Annotated in this window: 12 protein-coding genes; 5 read left to right on the top strand and 7 right to left on the bottom strand. The window is 73.2% G+C overall.

The features are described 5' to 3' along the window. Nucleotides 1–5: 5 nt before the first annotated feature. Together ACFXKZ_RS12380 and otsB are read left to right on the top strand one after the other, a co-directional pair. A complete protein-coding gene (locus ACFXKZ_RS12380; RefSeq protein ID WP_379999313.1) occupies nucleotides 6–719 on the top strand; it encodes a LytR C-terminal domain-containing protein in 714 nt (237 codons plus the stop codon). 113 nt (nucleotides 720–832) lie between these two features. Continuing rightward, nucleotides 833–1,684: a trehalose-phosphatase gene (gene otsB / locus ACFXKZ_RS12385; RefSeq protein WP_379999315.1), complete on the top strand. Its 852-nt coding sequence runs from the start codon at nucleotides 833–835 to the stop codon at nucleotides 1,682–1,684. Between the two features lie 8 nt (nucleotides 1,685–1,692). On the opposite strand, the gene ACFXKZ_RS12390 is transcribed toward otsB, so the two are convergent. After that, nucleotides 1,693–3,012 (bottom strand): M14 family metallocarboxypeptidase, encoded by a 1,320-nt coding sequence (locus tag ACFXKZ_RS12390; RefSeq protein WP_379999317.1) that lies wholly within the window; start codon nucleotides 3,010–3,012, stop codon nucleotides 1,693–1,695. A 336-nt stretch (nucleotides 3,013–3,348) separates the two neighbouring features. On the opposite strand from ACFXKZ_RS12390, the gene ACFXKZ_RS12395 reads away from it, so the two are divergent. Together ACFXKZ_RS12395 and ACFXKZ_RS12400 are read left to right on the top strand one after the other, a co-directional pair. Then, nucleotides 3,349–5,502: a HelD family protein gene (locus ACFXKZ_RS12395; RefSeq protein ID WP_379999320.1), complete on the top strand. Its 2,154-nt coding sequence runs from the start codon at nucleotides 3,349–3,351 to the stop codon at nucleotides 5,500–5,502. A 344-nt stretch (nucleotides 5,503–5,846) separates the two neighbouring features. After that, entirely contained in the window at nucleotides 5,847–6,509 is a 663-nt protein-coding gene (locus tag ACFXKZ_RS12400) for a metal-dependent phosphohydrolase (RefSeq protein ID WP_379999322.1), read from the top strand. 69 nt (nucleotides 6,510–6,578) lie between these two features. Here the strand turns inward: ACFXKZ_RS12400 and ACFXKZ_RS12405 are convergent, their stop codons facing one another. Continuing rightward, nucleotides 6,579–6,848, bottom strand: a complete 270-nt coding sequence (locus ACFXKZ_RS12405) for a DUF4031 domain-containing protein (protein ID WP_126640748.1) — start codon at nucleotides 6,846–6,848, stop codon at nucleotides 6,579–6,581. 78 nt (nucleotides 6,849–6,926) lie between these two features. On the opposite strand from ACFXKZ_RS12405, the gene ACFXKZ_RS12410 reads away from it, so the two are divergent. Beyond that, nucleotides 6,927–7,310 (top strand): hypothetical protein, encoded by a 384-nt coding sequence (locus ACFXKZ_RS12410; RefSeq protein WP_379999325.1) that lies wholly within the window; start codon nucleotides 6,927–6,929, stop codon nucleotides 7,308–7,310. On the opposite strand, the gene ACFXKZ_RS12415 is transcribed toward ACFXKZ_RS12410, so the two are convergent. From ACFXKZ_RS12415 to ACFXKZ_RS12435, 5 genes are all read right to left on the bottom strand, one after another. Further along, nucleotides 7,274–8,281: an ARPP-1 family domain-containing protein gene (locus ACFXKZ_RS12415; RefSeq protein ID WP_379999327.1), complete on the bottom strand. Its 1,008-nt coding sequence runs from the start codon at nucleotides 8,279–8,281 to the stop codon at nucleotides 7,274–7,276. The genes ACFXKZ_RS12410 and ACFXKZ_RS12415 overlap by 37 nt on opposite strands. Beyond that, on the bottom strand, nucleotides 8,278–9,798 hold the full coding sequence (locus ACFXKZ_RS12420; RefSeq protein WP_379999329.1) for a hypothetical protein: 1,521 nt from the start codon (nucleotides 9,796–9,798) through the stop codon (nucleotides 8,278–8,280). The genes ACFXKZ_RS12415 and ACFXKZ_RS12420 overlap by 4 nt, the downstream gene beginning before the upstream one ends. A gap of 284 nt (nucleotides 9,799–10,082) precedes the next feature. Next, entirely contained in the window at nucleotides 10,083–10,700 is a 618-nt protein-coding gene (locus ACFXKZ_RS12425; RefSeq protein ID WP_379999332.1) for a Uma2 family endonuclease, read from the bottom strand. A 220-nt stretch (nucleotides 10,701–10,920) separates the two neighbouring features. Further along, nucleotides 10,921–12,549, bottom strand: a complete 1,629-nt coding sequence (groL, locus tag ACFXKZ_RS12430; protein ID WP_379999334.1) for a chaperonin GroEL — start codon at nucleotides 12,547–12,549, stop codon at nucleotides 10,921–10,923. An 881-nt stretch (nucleotides 12,550–13,430) separates the two neighbouring features. Next, nucleotides 13,431–13,634: a cold-shock protein gene (locus ACFXKZ_RS12435; protein ID WP_020557826.1), complete on the bottom strand. Its 204-nt coding sequence runs from the start codon at nucleotides 13,632–13,634 to the stop codon at nucleotides 13,431–13,433. Nucleotides 13,635–13,695: the final 61 nt, after the last annotated feature.

Raw genomic sequence — 13,695 nt, forward strand, 5'->3', positions numbered from 1 at the left:
CCCGGGTGTTCACGCGCCGCAAGGACGAGTACGACGTATTCGACGGCTTCGGCCGCTACGGCCTGATCTGGACCAACGAGAACTCGGGAGCACCCGACCCGGAGCAGGCCGCCCCGGGAGAGGGGGAGGCCGAGGTGGACGCCGGGCGCGAACTGATCGGCGGCCTGCGGATCGACGACTCGCCCGCGCCGACCAGGTCCCGGCGAAGCCTGATCGTGCCGGCGGCCGTACTGGCGGCCCTGGCCCTGGTCGGCGCGCTCGCCATCGCGCAGGAGGAACCCGCGACGCGGGCGGCGGCGGATCGGGCGGCCCGGCACACTCGGGCGGCGGCGCCCGCCCCGGTCCCCGCGCCGGCGTCCGCCCGCCCGGTACCGCCCGCCCCCGCGCCCCCGGTCCCGAGGGGCAGCCGAGGCAAGGTCGTCGTGCTCGACCAGACCAAGGTCCCGGCACTGGCCAAGCGCATGGCCCGCCGCCTGGAGGCGGCCGGCTGGGAGGTGACCGGAACCGACACCTTCCGCGGCGCCGTCCCGGCGACCACCGTCTACCACCCCGCCGACCTGGCGCCGCAGGCCCGAGCCCTGGCCGCCGCCCTCCCGGGGATCAGCCGTGTCAAGCCCGCCTTCGCCGGCATCCCGCGGCACCGGCTGACGGTGATCGTGGTCGACGACCAGGTGGTCCCGTTGGCGGATCGGATGCTGGGGTCGCTGACCACGCGGTAGCGACCGGGGCGCGGGAGGAACGTGTTGCCCGCGCGGGCTCGTAGGGAGCGCGGCGCCCGGCGGCGTGGCCGGGAATCCGCGTCGCACTCCGGCGGCGGGTTAGGTTGGTCGACATGACCTCGAACCGGTCCACGCTGCCCGAACCCACCACGCCCGCCGGCCGGGTCGGCCTCGCCGCGCTGCTCGACGCACCCGCCCAGGCGGTCGTCGCGCTCGATTTCGACGGCACGCTCGCCCCGATCGTCGACGATCCGGAGCATGCCCGCGCCGATACGCGCGCGGTCCTGGCGCTGTCCCGACTGACCCCGCATCTGGCCGCGGTGGTGATCGTCACCGGGCGGCCCGCCGCGGTCGCGGTGGAGTACGGCCGCTTTCGCGGCGTCGCCGGTCTGGAGAACCTCGTCGTGCTCGGCCACTACGGCCTGGAGCGCTGGGACGCGGCGACCGGGCGGGTCAGCGCCCCGGAGCCGCCGCGCGGGGTGCACGAGGTGCGGCTCGAACTGCCCGACCTGCTGCGCTCGCTCGACGCGTGGAGCACCACGTGGACCGAGGACAAGGGCAGCGCGCTGGCCGTGCACACCCGCCGCGCCCCCGATCCGCAGGCCACCCTCGACCTGCTGCGCGGCCCGCTCGGCGAACTGGCGAAGCGGCACGACCTGGTCGTCGAACCCGGGCGCTACGTACTGGAGTTGCGCCCCCGGGGGATGGACAAGGGGCGCGCGCTGACCGGCTTCCTCGCCGAACGCCGGGCCGCGACGGTGTTGTTCGCCGGGGACGACCTCGGCGACCTCGCCGCGTTCGAGGCCGTCGAGGACCTGCGCGGACAGGGCGTGGCCGGGCTCACCGTGTGCAGCGGCTCGGCCGAGGTGCACGCCCTCGCCGAACGCGCCGACCTGGTTGTGGCCGGCCCGGAGGCAATCGCGGACCTGCTCGACGCGCTCGCCGACGCGGTGGAGGGCCGGTAGAGCCCGCTTTAAGCATCCCCCTCGCCGCACGGCTCCGGTGTGCCGTCCGCGATCGCGAAGCGGGCCCTGGGGTCGAGCAGCAACGTGACCTTCACGCCCGCCGGTTGAGCCGTACGCACGCTCAGGTCCGGGGAGACCCGGATCCCGTGTTCGGTCAACGTCGCGCGCGCCGCCGCGTATTGGGCCGGGGTCAGGCGGTAGGCGCAGGGTGGTTCGAGCGGCGCCGCCCGGGTCGCGGGCAGGTCGTCGGCGCCGTCCAGGTACACCCGCTCCGGGCCGTGCTCGGATCGGGCGCGCGAGGCGCGGACCGCCGACGCGACGGCCTCGCCGCGTTCGGCCGCCATCCGCAGCGTGGCGCGGGCGGCCACCAGGTGCGCCCCCACCCGACGGCGGTGGAGCAGGGCCGCGTCGGCCCGCTCCAGGGCCGATGTGGGGTTGGCGTCGACCTCGACCAGGACCGCGACCGCGTGGTCGAGCGCCGCCGCATTGCGCAGCAGGCGCTCGTCCCCGTCGCCGCCGAGTCGGCGCCCCGCCGGGTCCACGCCGTACACGTCCGACGCCCACCCCGCCGCGCGCAGCGCCGATCCGATCCGATCGCGCGCCAACTCTGTGGCCAGTCCGCGCAGTTCGGGGTCGACGTTGAGATTGCGCGGCCACAGATACAGGGTCGGCGCGACGTAGGCGTCCGCCGGCACGTCGAACTCGTGCAGGTCGTGCACGATGTGCGGACGCGTCTCGCGCAGCACCCGCCGGACGGCCCGCGCCTCGGGCGAGGCCACCGCCAAGTGGTCGCGGTTGAGGTCCACCCCCTCGGCCGTCGCCCGGGTGCCCGCCGCCAGACCGTCGGGGTTGGGCGTGGGCAGCACCAAAACGGTGACCCGCTCCAGGAGTCGGCGACCGGCGGCCGAGCGGTCGTCGGCCAGGTCCCGGACCAGCTTCAGGCACGCCTCGCGCCCGGCCGGCTCGTCACCGTGCTGGCCGCACACGAACAACACCCGGATCGGCTCGGGCACCGTACGCACCCCGGATACCGTGATCAGCTCCACGTCCCGGCCGCGCGCGCTTCCGCCCACCCGGGTCACCGTCACCCGCGCCGGCGCCCACCCGGCGCGATCGGGGCCCGGTGCCGCCGCGATCAGCTCGCGCATGAGGTCCCGCTCCTCCGCCGGGGTGGTCCAGGACAGGCCGCCCCGACGCTCGAACCCCGTGGTGGTCCGGCCGCCGCGACCGCCGCTCGCCGGTGCCGGGCCGAGCGCGACGCCGGCCACCAGCGCCACCAGCAGCATCGATCTCGCCGCGCGCGTCGTCCACGTCCGCCACGCCCTCATCCGTGCACCACCGTCCCCTCCCACGCGCAAGTCCCCCGACCCCTGCGGGACTTGCCCGAATTGCACACCCGGAACGGCGGGAATCGCACACCCGGGACACCGAGCATGGCCCGGCAAAGGGAGTTGATGGCAGAGCCCGACTGGCCTAGGCTCGCTGATTCCGCTGTCCCACCCAGTGCAGTGATCGGGAGCCGTGATCGGTGCCCGGCACCGGTGGGCCGCGCGGGCCGCCACCCCAATCGGGCAGCCGGCCCGTGCCCTCGCAGGGGCGCACCAGGACGGGCCACCGAGCCCGGCCGGGCTCCGATATGTCAGCGCCACGAATCGGAGACAGTCATGTCCGCGCCCGCCGCCGTCCCCGACCCCACCCTGCCCGCCGACCCCGCCCCGACCGCCGCCGACCGGGCCGAGGCGAACCCCGGCACCGACGCGCTCGCCGTCGAACGCGCCTACCTGGACGCCTCCCGCGCCGCCCTGCGCCGCATGCGCGAGGAAACCGAGGCACTGGACCTGCGCGACGTCGGCGCCACCGCCGTCGCGACCGAGACCGCCCGGCACCTGATCGCCAAGCGGCTCGCCGCGCTCGGCGACCACGCCGGATCCCCGTTGTTCTTCGGCCGGATCGACGGCCGCTTCGCCGACGGCGTCGAGGGTGTCGAGCCGATCGAGGTCACCGCCGACCCGGACAAGGCCGTCGAGTCGTTCTGGATCGGCCGCCGGCACGTGCACGACGAACTCGGCGACCCGATGGTGGTGGACTGGCGCGCCCCGCTGTCGCGCTCCTTCTACCGGGCCAACCGGGCCGATCCGCTGGGCGTCGAACTGCGCCGTCGGTTCGGCTGGACCGCCGGCGAGCTGACCGCGTTCGAGGACGAGCACCTGACCGACCCCGACGAGGCGGAGAGCGCCAGTGGGATCCTCGCGGCCGAGATCGAGCGTCCCCGCGTCGGCCCGATGCGCGACATCGTCGCCACCATCCAGCCGGAGCAGGACGAGATCGTACGCTCCGACCTCGGCCACACGCTCTGCGTCCAGGGCGCGCCCGGCACCGGCAAGACCGCCGTCGGCCTGCACCGCGTGGCCTGGCTGCTCTACGCCTACCGCGACCGTCTCGCTCGCAGCGGCACCCTCGTGGTCGGCCCGAACCGCTCCTTCCTCGACTACATCCAGCAGGTGCTGCCCGCTCTCGGCGAGGTCGAGGTCGGCCAGACCACCGTCGAGGACCTGGTCACCCGCACGTCCAAGATCAAGGTCCGGGCCCTCGACGAAGCGGTGCCCGGCACGATCAAGGGCGACGCGCGGATGGCCGCGGTGCTGCGCCGCGCGGTCTGGTCCGGTCTGAGCGAACCGCGGGAGTCGGTGGCCGTGGTCCGCGACTCGCGCACCTGGCGGCTCGCGGTGTACGAGGTCGAGGAGCTGGTCACCGCGCTGCGCGGGCGCGACGTGCGCTACGGCGCCGCGCGCGACATGCTCCGGCAGCGGATCGCGCACGCGTTGTTGACCAAGATGGAGGAGCGCGGCGAATCCCCCGACGACCGGGTGCAGGACGCGGTCGCGCGCAGCCGGCCGGTCAAGGCGGCGGTGGACGCGATCTGGCCGGCGGTGGACCCGCTCAAGCTGGTCTTCCGGCTGCTGAGCGAACCCGAGTTCCTGGCCGCCTGCGCGGACGGCATCCTGACCGCCGACGAACAGGCCGCGATCGGCTGGGCCAAACCCCCGCGCTCGGCGGGCGCCGCGCGCTGGACCGTGGCCGACGCGGTGCTCGTGGACGAGACCGCCGACCTGCTCCACCGCACCGGCGGCTACGGGCACGTGGTGATCGACGAGGCGCAGGACCTGTCCCCGATGCAGCTGCGCGCGGTCGGCCGGCGCTGCCCCACCGGCTCGGCCACCGTGCTCGGCGACATCGCGCAGGGCACCACCCCGTGGGCCACCCCCGGCTGGGCCGAGACGCTGCGCCACCTCGGACACGAGGGAGCCAGGATCGAGGAACTGACCCGGGGCTTTCGGGTGCCGCTGCAGATCCTGGAGTTCGCGAGCCGGTTGTTGCCGCTGATCGCCCCCGGCCTGGCGCCGGCCTCCTCGGTCCGGCAGGCGGCGGGTGCCCTGGAACTGCGCGCGGTCGAGCCGGACGAGCTGGCCGCGCGGTCCGCCGAGGCGGCCGTCGAACTGCTCGACCACGAGGGCTCGATCGGCCTGATCTGCGCGGACGCGCGAGTACCCGAGGTCGCCGCCGCCCTGCGGGCGACCGACGTCGCACACCGGGTCCTGGGTACGGACGGCGATCTCGACGCGGCCCGGATCAGCGTGGTCCCGGCATCGCTGGCCAAGGGCCTGGAGTTCGACCACGTAGCGGTCACCGAGCCGGCCGAAATCGTCGCCGCCGAAGCCCAGGGCCTGCGCCGTCTCTACGTGGTACTGACCCGCGCGGTCTCCGGCCTGATCGTCCTACACGCAGCCCCCCTGCCCACCCCTCTGACAACCCCTTAGCCCCACCCCCGCCCACGCCCGAAGCCGCCGCCCGCCGGCACACAGGCCCCCGACTCGCCCACCCCGTGGCGCGTCAGCGCCCCCGACCCGGGCCGACCCTGGAGATCGACGCGCGAAGCGCGGAGAGCGGCGGAGCCGCGAGTTTTGGGCCGGGTGACCCGGAGCGAAGCGGAGGGGCACCCGGCCCCGAGCGAGGGGCCGCTTTTCTGCGGAGGAGCGAAGCGGGGGAGCAGAAAAGTGGTGCCTCGCGAGCCGGCGCAAAGCGCCCAACAAAAAGGAGTGAACCGCGTGTGTCGAACCGGTTGGTGGTCGGCTTCGCTCGCTCGTTCTGCCATGCTGGCCAAGTGGAACGCATCCAGGAGTCCGCGACCGTGACGCTGCGGGACCAGTGGGCCCGGCTCGTCGGTGAGCACGCCGAGGCCGGCGCCGTCGTCGAGAGCCTGCTGGCGCGCTATGCCGAGCCGCACCGCCGCTATCACGACACCGACCATCTGCGCACCGTGCTCGACCTGATCGGCGAACTGGCCTACGAGGCCGACGACGCCGACGCGGTCATGCTCGCCGCGTGGTTCCACGACGCGGTCTACGACCCGGCCCGGGCGGACAACGAGGAGCGCAGCGCGCGCCTCGCCGAGCGCGGGCTGCGCGAGGCGGGCGTGGCGCCGGCCCTGGTGGCCGAGACGGCGCGCCTGGTCCGGGTGACCGCCGAGCACGCGCCCGGCGAGCACGACCACAACGCCCACGTGTTGTGCGACGCCGACCTGGCCATCCTGGCCGCCGACCGGGAGCGCTACGAGGCGTACACCGCGGCGGTGCGCGAGGAGTACGCGTTCGTCCCGGACGAGGCGTTCCGCGCCGCCCGGGCCGCCGTACTGCGCGACCTGATGTCGCTGCCCCGGCTGTTCCACACCCGCCTGGGCGCGGCGCGCTACGAGGAGGCGGCCCGCTTCAACATGCGCGCCGAACTGGAGCGTCTGGAAGGCAGCATCCCGCGCCAACAGTCCTGAACCCGGTCCGCCGGATCCCGATCCGAGCTCCGGCTCGGCGCCCGGGGCCCGCGGCGCGCCCGGCCGGGGTCAGCGCGGGCTGTACCGCTTGCGCCGGCGCAACCCCGCCCTGGTCAGCCGGACCACCAGCTCCCGGCTGGAGACCGGCTCGGCTCCCCGCTCCAGCGCGCGGGCGTACAGATCGGCCGGCACGTCGTAGTGGTCCCGGTCGAACGCGCGTTCCGGTGCACCGAGTTCGCGCGCGAACTCGTGCAACTCGGCATGCGAGACGTCACTGACCAGGTGCGACCACAGCCGCCCGCGTCCGGGCCAGGCCGGGGGATCGATGAGAAGAGCCACGGGCTCGATTCTCGTACACATTCGGCTCCGCCGCGGTCGGGCGCCCGCCGGCCCCCCGCGATCACCCACACTGGGCACATGAGCAAGGATCCCACCGACGTCGCCCTGCTGACCGCCCGCGCCCTGGTCCTGGCCGACCTGCGCACGCACGGCGCCGAGACCCCCGAGACGGTGACCGTCGTCGAGCACGCCCTGGTCGAGCGCAAGTGGTGGGTCGAGCAGTGGCCCGACGGCGCCGCCTACGTGCCCGGCCTGATCGGCCAGGACGTGCAGGAGGCGCTGGCCGAGCAGGGCCGGGTGTGGCCGCCGTGCCCGTTGCACGACGACCACCCGCTCTACCTCGAACCCGAACTCGGCGAGGACCCACACTGGGTCTGCGAGCGGGCCGGCACCGTGATCGCCCCGCTCGGCGCGCTGACCTCGACTCAGCCGCCGAACGAGCGCGCGGTCAAGGACGCGTAGATCGGCCGGTCGGCGCCCACCGCGTACGCGCCGACCCAGCCCTCGCCCTCGGCGCGACCCACGGTGACCCCGGCGTGGACCACCTCCCGGGTCGTGGTCACCACCTGGTCGGCGCCGGCGCCCAGAGCCGCCTCGGCCCGCCGCTGCTCCTCGGCGTCGGCGGCCCGCAGCGCCTCGGCGAGCACGTCGTACGGGTCGCCGGCCGCCGCGCCGTCGCCGCCGGGCAGGGTCAGTACGGTCCGACTCGGCGGTGGGTCGGCCGGGTCGTGCAGACCGTGGCGGATTGCCTCCGCGCCGTAGCAGAACCGGATCAGCGGCGCCCACATCGCCGACCAGTACGCCCGCGAGGGCGCCCGCTCGATCCCGGCGACCTCGCCGTCGAGCAGCACCACCGCGCCGACCTGATCCGGCACGCACTCGAACTCGGCGACGAAGCGCTCCAGTTCGAGGGCGTAGTGCTTCGTGAACAGCACCAGGTTGCCGGTCTCGGCGAGGCCGGCGGAGGCGTTGAACCGCTGTACGGCCGGCCACAGCCGGCTGTACCCGTCCGTGTCGGCACTCGCCGAGGCGGCGGCGCGCAGCGTGAGCGGCAACACGGCGAGCGGCTGCGGCCCCGCCGGGATCAGCCCGGACTGGGTCTGCTGCACGCACATCGCCGCGTCGAACGCCAGCTCGCTCGAGGGCTCGACCAGCGCGGCCCGGGGCATCGCGTGGTCCTGCGCGCTGCGCTCGACGAGCACCGCGAGGTGACACGGGACCAGCGCGACATGCGGGCTGTGGTTGACGAAGGTGAGCGTGCCGTAGCCACTGGTGCCGATCCACAGATCGGTGGGCACGGTGACGGTCGGCGCGTCGACGGTGTCGCCGAGCAGCGGCAGCACCTGCATACGACCGACGCTCTGCACCCGTCCGAGGGTGCAGTCGGCCAGCAGGTCGCCGATCGGCAGCGTGTCGTGGGCGAGGGTGGTCATGCGGTCACCTCCGGGTGGGCCAGGCGCAGCAGCGCGGGTATGGCGGCGGTCGGGTCGGCGGCCAACATCAGTCGGCACCAGGCGAGTTCGAGGGCTTCGGGACGGTGGACGGGGGCAAGCGGCAGGTCCGGCGCGTAGCCGCGCAGGCCGCCCGCCTCGGCGGCCAGGACGGGGGAGAGCTGGACCACCGGCACCGCGACGCCGAGGGTGCGCGCCGCGTCGAGCACCTGGGCGAACCGGCCGGCGGGCGCGTTTTCGTAGCCGTCGCCGACCACCACGATCAGCTCCGCGCCGGTACGCAGCGCGGCGATCAGGGCCTCGGCGGCGGCGGTCGGGCCGGCGGGGTGGACCAGCCGGCCGTCCGGGACGCCGCCGATCCACACGTCGTGGCAGGTGCCCGCCGCCGCCCGCAGTGCGTCGCGCAAGGCGAGCACGGCGGCGATCGGCCGCAGCGGCTGGTCGGTGCCGCCGCGCATGGAGGCGGAACCGTCCAGGACGAGGGCGATCCGGCGGCCGGCCAGGTCGAGTCCGGCCGCGGTGCGCGCGGCGCGCCGGTCGAGCGCGGCGGCGACCTCGGCGGTCATGCCCTCGGCGAACGCGTACAGGTAGAGCCGGACCGCGTCGTAGCGGTCGAGGTCGACCTCGACCACCACGCCCGCCCGAGCGGCCTGCCGCTGTCCGGCCAGCCGCTGTCCGACAGTGAGCCGGGCGGCGGTCAGCTCCAGGACGCGGGCCGGCTTCTCGTTTGGGTGGAACCGGCCGCGCAGCCCCTCCAGGGTTTCGAGCGGCAACGCCGCGCCCGCTTCCAGGTCGGTGCGGGCTGCCCGGTACGCGACCGGGAGCGGCAGCGTGTACGGCCCCTCGGCGCCGAGCACGAACGCGACGCACTCGCGCACCGCGGCAGGATCGGTCCGGTCGGCCGCCCAGCGGTCGATCTCGCGGGCGAGGATGCGGTGTTCCTTCGGGTCGAGTTCGCCTCCGGCGAGTCGCTTGGTCAAGATCGCGCGCAGGATGCCGCTCAGCCGCAGACCCCACGCGTGCCGCAGGGCGCCGGCCAGCTTGTCCCGGTAGCGCACCGACCACAGTTCCAGGGCGGTGGAGCCGAGCACGGTGCGCAGGATCAGTCGGCGCACCCGCGCGTTGTTCACCCGCCGCTCGGCCAGCAGGGCGAACAGCTTGAGCCGGCGCGGCACGGTCAGCGCGGCGACCGCGGCGTGGACGGCGTCGCCGTCGTGCTCGTGCGCGGGCGTGCCGAGCAGGTGCAACACGCCGAGCTGCCGGCTGCGGTCGGTGGCCCCGGGGGAGCACACCAGGCCCGCGTACAGCCGCCGGTCCAGCGCGGCCATCGCGCGGTGCGCGTCCTCTTCGAGGGCGAGCTGCTCGTCGCGGGTGTTGTAGAAGGAGGCTCGTCCGGTCGCTGCCACGGCGACGTCCAGGAAACGCACGACGGTGGCGGCGGCCTCGGCACGGGCGGGGTTGTCGGCGCTGAGCGCGCGCACGATCTCGGTCTCGGTCATCGAAATGGGCTCCCCCGTGGGCACCCGGGGCAGGTCGCGGGTCCGGTGTTGGTCTCGGTACGTAGCCGGGACCGCTTCCAACCCATGGGAAACGGCACTGTACGAACACGCAGTTCCCCGGGTGCGATGGCATGCGACTTCGGGCAGGTCACGGGTCCCGGATAGGGATTCGAACCCCAAGCACCCCAAAAGCGCTTGTACGCCATGACAGAAGGAACACGTAGTTCCCGAAGTCGCGTCACGAGCCTACGAGCGAGCGACCGGCGATGCCGGCGAATATCGGCTCAGCCGGGGAAGTCCGAGGTGTCGAGATCGATCCCGAACGGTTCGGGCAGGGCGATCGAACGTCCGAACGACACACGATGAATGCGCTGGTGAAACCGACCATTGGGCTCGAAATGCAGGGCGACCTCCGGACCGTAGGCGCCCCAGCGGTCGACGACCAGGTACAGCGGAACCCGAGCACCCGCATACGCCCGACGCCTGTCCTCGCGGTCGTGATCCGTTCCGGGCCGCGCGGCGATCTCCACGACGAGCGCGGCATGCTCGGCGGATATCGGCAGGGTGTCGTCGTCGACGGAAATCGACGGATCGTCCTCGGGCATGATCACCAGATCGGGGGTGTACAGCCGATTCGACGGGATCAGATGCACGGCGGGGGCCTCGAAGCTCGCACAACCTTTCGGCGTGGCGCCCGCCAGAGCCCTGTGGATTCGTGCCGCGATCAGGCCGTGCTCTTTTCCCGGGGGCGGTGTCATGGTGATGTACTCGCCGGGGATCTCGGCGCGCCATCCCTTGGGGACGTTCAACTCCCGCCACGTGGTCATGAGCATGTCCCACATGGTGCGGTCGTCGGGGTCGGTCGTGTCCGCCTCGTTCGTGGGTGTGCTCGTGTCGGCCACCTCGTTCGCCCTTCACCTCGGTCCGTGTCGTTTCGGAGCGACGCTACGGGTCACGGGCTGGCCCGTGCGGCCCGAGTCGCCGGCGCCACTCGAACGAGCGAACGTGTTTCGAACCGTGCTGGAAGGGTCCGCCGGCACGCGAAAGAGGCGGCCCCGAAGGGGACCGCCTCTCGCGTGGAGCTACCGACCGGGTGGGTCGGGACTACCGATCCTCAGCGGATCAGAAGTCCATGCCGCCCATGTCCGGGGCGCCGCCGCCGGCCGGAGCGGCGTTCTTCTCCGGCTTGTCGGCGATGACGGCCTCGGTGGTCAGGAACAGCGCGGCGATCGACGCGGCGTTCTGCAGCGCGGAACGGGTGACCTTCGCCGGGTCGATGATGCCCTCGGCGATGAGGTCCACGTAGTCGCCGGTCGCGGCGTTGAGGCCGTGACCCGGGGTCAGGTTGCGCACCTTCTCCACAACCACGCCGCCCTCGAGGCCGGCGTTGACCGCGATCTGCTTGAGCGGGGCCTCGACGGCCAGGCGCACGATGTTCGCGCCGGTGGCCTCGTCGCCGTCCAGGTCGAGCTTGTCGAACGCGATGGTGGACGCCTGGAGCAGGGCCACGCCACCACCGGCGACGATGCCCTCCTCGACGGCGGCCTTCGCGTTGCGCACCGCGTCCTCGATGCGGTGCTTGCGCTCCTTGAGCTCGACCTCGGTCGCGGCACCGGCCTTGATGACCGCCACGCCGCCCGCGAGCTTCGCCAGGCGCTCCTGGAGCTTCTCGCGGTCGTAGTCCGAGTCGGAGTTCTCGATCTCGGCGCGGATCTGGTTGACCCGACCCGCGACCTGGTCCGAGTCACCGGCGCCGTCGACGATGGTGGTCTCGTCCTTGGTGACGACGACCTTGCGGGCGCGGCCGAGGAGTTCGAGACCGGCGGTGTCGAGCTTGAGGCCGACCTCCTCGGAGATGACCTGGCCACCGGTGAGGATGGCGATGTCGCCGAGCATGGCCTTGCGACGGTCGCCGAAGCCCGGAGCCTTGACGGCGACGGACTTGAAGGTGCCGCGGATCTTGTTCACGACGAGCGTGGCCAGGGCCTCGCCCTCGACGTCCTCGGAGATGATCATGAGCGGCTTGCCCGACTGCATGACCTTCTCGAGGAGCGGGAGGAGGTCCTTCACCGAGGTGATCTTCGAGTTGACGATGAGCACGTAGGCGTCTTCGAGGACGGCCTCCATGCGCTCCATGTCGGTCGCGAAGTAGGGCGAGATGTAGCCCTTGTCGAAGCGCATGCCCTCGGTGAGCTCGAGCTCGAGACCGAAGGTGTTGCTCTCCTCGACGGTGATGACGCCTTCCTTGCCGACCTTGTCCATGGCCTCGGCGATCATCTCGCCGATCAGGGGGTCAGCGGCGGAGATCGAGGCGGTGGAGGCGATCTGCTCCTTCGTCTCGACGTCCTTCGCGAGCGCGAGCAGCTGCTCGGAGACGGCCTCGACGGCCTTCTCGATGCCACGCTTGAGGGCCATCGGGTTCGCGCCGGCGGCCACGTTGCGCAGGCCCTCGCGGACGAGCGCCTGGGCGAGGACGGTCGCGGTCGTCGTACCGTCACCGGCGACGTCGTCCGTCTTCTTGGCGACCTCCTTGACCAGCTCGGCACCGATCTTCTCGTACGGGTCCTCGAGCTCGATCTCCTTGGCGATGCTCACACCATCGTTGGTGATGGTGGGCGCACCCCACTTCTTCTCGAGCACGACGTTGCGGCCCTTGGGGCCCAGCGTGACCTTGACGGCGTCGGCGAGCTGGTTCATCCCGCGCTCGAGGCCGCGGCGCGCTTCCTCGTTGAACGCGATGATCTTGGCCATGTGGTGAAGTCCTCCCAGAACGGGGGTGAGTGCCGGACCGCACAGGTGCCCGCGACGGACGACCCGACCACCGCGAGGATCCCTCCCTCACGGGTGCCGAGCCTCACCGGCCCGGTCCGTTTCTGTCACTCTCACATCCAGAGTGCTAACGCCAATGATTAGCACTCGACCATGCCGAGTGCAAGCGCAACGGGCGGGTCCGGGCCCCTCGGCCCACACCCGCGCGTGTCACACACCACCCCAACCCCCCCACCCGGGCCCCGAGGCGCGGCCCGTCCACATGCCGCGGGGCTCGGCCTCGGCCGCCCGACACGGGTACGTGTGCGCCCCCGCCCGCCTGCACGGCCCCTGGCCGGGCCCGCCCGCCCCGGCACGTCCGGAGCGGCCCCGGAACGGGAATCCCGGCTGCCGGGCCTGCGGTGGTTGCGTGGTCGCGTGGTTCGGACCACGGCGTTGCCCGCACGGCCGGGACGGGTTCGGATGTGCCGCCCCTGGGCCCACATCGGGTTCGGGCGTCGCGCCGCCCCGGCTCACGTCGGGTCCGATCGCGCCGCCGGGTCGTCTGTGGCCATGCCGAGTTCGGGTGCCGTGCCTGTGGTTGTGCGGGGGCGGGTGGCGGGCTCGGCCGCGTCGTCCGCATCGCTCTGGTGGGCCGCCTCCCGCCGGAGCGGATTCGCGTGTACCGCCGCACCCGCGCCCCGCCGCCGCCCGCACGTCGGGGCCGGGGGACAACGACCGGGGCCCGGCCCCCGCTTGGCGGGAAGGCCGGGCCCCGGTCATGGATCCGACAGGATCGGGCGCGTTATGTGCCGCGATGTGTCGTGCAGTCCGTGGTGTGGACCGTTTCAAGCAGAGGAGCAGAGGAGCGCATGGCTCCCGGTTCAGGCGGTGACGCGGACCATGTCGGCCTGCGGCCCCTTCTGCCCCTGCGAGATCTCGAACTCGACTCGCTGCCCCTCCTCGAGCGTCCGGTACCCGTCCATCTGGATCGCGCTGTAGTGGACGAAAACGTCCGCCCCACCGTCGACCGCGATGAAGCCGTACCCCTTCTCCGCGTTGAACCACTTGACGGCGCCCTGAGCCATTCCTAACTCCCCTGTTACTGGCCCTTTCACGGATACTGCACGCCGCAGCTCCGGGTTCGTA

It is taken from the genome of Embleya sp. NPDC059237 (genome assembly GCF_042754105.1).
GTDB lineage: Bacteria > Actinomycetota > Actinomycetes > Streptomycetales > Streptomycetaceae > Embleya.